The organism is bacterium, from assembly GCA_035529855.1.
Lineage (GTDB): Bacteria > RBG-13-66-14 > B26-G2 > WVWN01 > WVWN01 > WVWN01.
In genome coordinates, this window is the sequence record DATKVX010000024.1 from 1 (window position 1) to 2,776 (window position 2,776).

5 protein-coding genes are annotated in these 2,776 nt (G+C 59.6%); all 5 read left to right on the plus strand.

What is annotated here, in order from left to right:
- The first annotated feature begins 345 nt into the window (after positions 1 to 345).
- A complete protein-coding gene (locus VMX79_02255; protein HUV85916.1) occupies positions 346 to 693 on the plus strand; it encodes a hypothetical protein in 348 nt (115 codons plus the stop codon).
- Positions 693 to 1,082 (plus strand): hypothetical protein, encoded by a 390-nt coding sequence (locus tag VMX79_02260; protein HUV85917.1) that lies wholly within the window; start codon positions 693 to 695, stop codon positions 1,080 to 1,082. The genes VMX79_02255 and VMX79_02260 overlap by 1 nt, the downstream gene beginning before the upstream one ends.
- Positions 1,069 to 2,061, plus strand: coding sequence for a hypothetical protein (locus tag VMX79_02265; protein ID HUV85918.1), 993 nt, complete (start codon positions 1,069 to 1,071; stop codon positions 2,059 to 2,061). Before VMX79_02260 ends, VMX79_02265 begins: the two co-directional genes overlap by 14 nt.
- Positions 2,061 to 2,570 carry a hypothetical protein gene (locus VMX79_02270; GenBank protein ID HUV85919.1) on the plus strand — a complete coding sequence of 170 codons (510 nt, stop codon included), beginning with the start codon at positions 2,061 to 2,063 and terminating at the stop codon, positions 2,568 to 2,570. Before VMX79_02265 ends, VMX79_02270 begins: the two co-directional genes overlap by 1 nt.
- The coding region (locus VMX79_02275; protein HUV85920.1) for a hypothetical protein at positions 2,567 to 2,776 on the plus strand (210 nt) is incomplete at its 3' end. The genes VMX79_02270 and VMX79_02275, both read left to right, overlap by 4 nt.

Consider the following 2,776-nt stretch of genomic DNA (forward strand, 5'->3'; position numbering starts at 1 on the left):
GAGGGGTTTTTATCCGGCCACGGCATCGGTTATGTCGTGCCGCTCGACTACCAGGCGACGCCGCAAATGGAGGAGGTCGCGTGGGTGATGCGATTCGTCGCCGACGCCGCCGAGGACCCGCTGACGCTGATATTCCCGGAGGAAGAATGAGCAACCGGCGAAGGGACCCGCAGCGAGAGATAGCCCGGAGGGCCCAGCGTTTCGCGAACTCCAACTGCGGACGATGTTTCGGGCGGGGAACGATGGGCCGTTACGTGGCCCCGGATGGCTCGACGCAAATAATAATCTGCAAGTGCGCGTACGCCGGATTCCCGGAACTCAAGGAAAACCATATCGAGGTGCCCCGTGGCAAAAGGAACGTACCACCGCGTTCGTGACGGCGACGACCTGGTATTCCTGGCCGAGTGGTACTACGGCGACTCGAAGGCGTGGACGCATATCTATTACGCGAACCTCGACATCTACGGCGACAACTTCGAGCTGATACCAGCGGGAAGCAAGGTATACATCCCCGACCTCGAGACCTCGGACGTAGTCGAGTCGTATACCGGCCCCGTGGCGCCCGCGAGAATTAATACGCAATACCCGCTTCGCATAGGTTCGGTCAATGGCGGGTTTCGGATCGAGACCGAAGATAACGGCGACAAGGCTTTGCTCTTAACGTTTGAGGGTGAAGGGCAGCAGGCGGAATAATGGCTACCACAATAAAATTGGGCCCCGACGGCCCGGCCTTTGCCGGGAGGACGATGAGGATTGAGCCTTCGCTTATAAGTGGGGCGCCGGGCAACGGCGCACAGTTCCCGGCCGGCCAGGAATCTCCCCGCGACCCGGGCATGATAGGCGTGCCGGCCCCAACGCCGACGGCGAAGAAGGAAAAGGCGAAGTTTATACCGAACATGTTAAGAATCGCCGTCGAGGAGAAGTGGGGGCACCCTTACGGATATTTCGACGCGCTGGCGGCGAATAACCTCGACGAGCGCCACGTGCTTTATAAAGGCCAGCAAATCACGATACCGGCCCGGGCGAAGCGAGGGCGGATAATGCAGGCGACCAGGTGGAGGCGGTGGTTTGGTAGTTCTTAGCCCCGAGTTTAAGTTGACGGTAGGGAAGTACGCCGTTCACGGCATAACGAGCGCGGTGGTAGAGATGACGCGGAAGAACCCGGCCGATATATGCAAGTTGGAGTTCCCGAACCACAAGGCGTTCACGCTCGACGTTTTCGCGGAGGGCGACCAGGTCGATCTGTCCCTCGGATTTAAGGAGTTCGCGCTTGCGCCGGTGTTCAGCGGCGCGATAAAAGAGGTTGAGCCGAACCTGCCCTTAAAAATCACCTGCGAGAGCGTCGCGGGCGCGGCCCGCAAAAACGCGTACAAGGAGACGTACGCGAACGCGTCGTGGAAAGACATTGCGAAGGATGCTTTATCTCGAGGCGGGATGGTGCCGCAACTATCACCGTTCGAACCGCCGACGATGCCGCCGACGAAATTTCGCGTCAACGGCCATACGCCGGCGCAGGTGCTCGATACGATAGCGGAGGAGACGGGATGGGTATGGTACGCCATCCCCGGCACGAGCGACGGTTATTTCGGCCCGGCGTGGGAGGAACCGGCGGCGCAGGGCAAGGCGTACCTGTTCATCGTCGGCCAGAACGTTTACGCCGACGACTGCGAAATCGAATACATCAAGGACCGGCGGATAAAGAAGGTCGCCGTGACGCTTACGGACGGGGACTACAAGTTGCCGCCTAAGACGGCTGAGTTCAAGGCCAGGGATTATAAGGATGGCGACGCCGATAAAAAGCTGACGTTTGTCGTGTCGGCGCCGACGAAAGAAAAGGCCGCCGAACGAGCGGAAGAGGAATATTTAAAGTTGTCGACGTCCGGGTTTAAGGGTTCGTTTACCGCGCCCGGCAATCCGTACATCCGCCAGGGTTCGCGCATCGCGTTGAAGGTTCCGAAGTATGACGACAATGTACGCCACGCGACCGTCGAGAGCGTCGACCACAGCTTCGGCGACGGCGTCTACGAGATGGCCGTAACCGTGGCCGGGGGGTATGAGTAATGGCGCTCGAAACTTTTAGCGAACTGGTCAACGCCGTCGCGAAGATACCCGACGTGTTCACCGTCGGCACGGTATTTACGGTAGACGAGGCCGAGATGACTTGTATCGTTACGCCGGAGGACGGCGGCCAGGACGTCGAGGACGTGCCGTTGCGCGTGATGCGCTACGCGGACGCCGTCGGCTTTTCGATCGTACCCGTCGTCGGCACGGAGGTTATCGTGGCGTGGCTCGATAAGAGCAGGCCCGTAATATTCCGCGTCCACGCGTGGGACAAGATCGTGATTCTAAACAAGGACGGCCACGGTATCGTAATAAATTCGAGCGACATCGTTTTGGGTATCTCGGCAGAGGCCGAACCCGCAGTCCTCGGCGATAAATTAGAGCAACGACTCTCGGCACTCGAGGGTGCATATAACTACCATGATCACGCTCCCCACCCCGGCGCTGGCCCGAGCAATACCGTAACCGGCGAACCCGAAGTTAGAACGTGGAGGGTCAAGGTATCGTGAGACAAATCGACTTCGTAAGCATCGCCCGCGACGAGAACCTGGACATAGTTCTTGCCCCACCCACGCCCGAGACCGGCGCGGTAACGGTTGAGTTCACCATCCGCTCGGAGGAGGGCGACTACGCGCTGAAGCGCGACCTCGACGAGATTATTCATACGCCGATGTATACGCGGATAGGCGCGCCCTTCCGCGGCCATCGCTTCGAG

What these genes read in the sequence shown, in the direction of transcription:
- VMX79_02260 (HUV85917.1), top strand. Translation starts at nt 693, where the DNA reads ATGGCTACCACAATAAAATTGGGCCCCGACGGCCCGGCCTTTGCCGGG.
- VMX79_02270 (HUV85919.1), top strand. Translation starts at nt 2,061, where the DNA reads ATGGCGCTCGAAACTTTTAGCGAACTGGTCAACGCCGTCGCGAAGATA.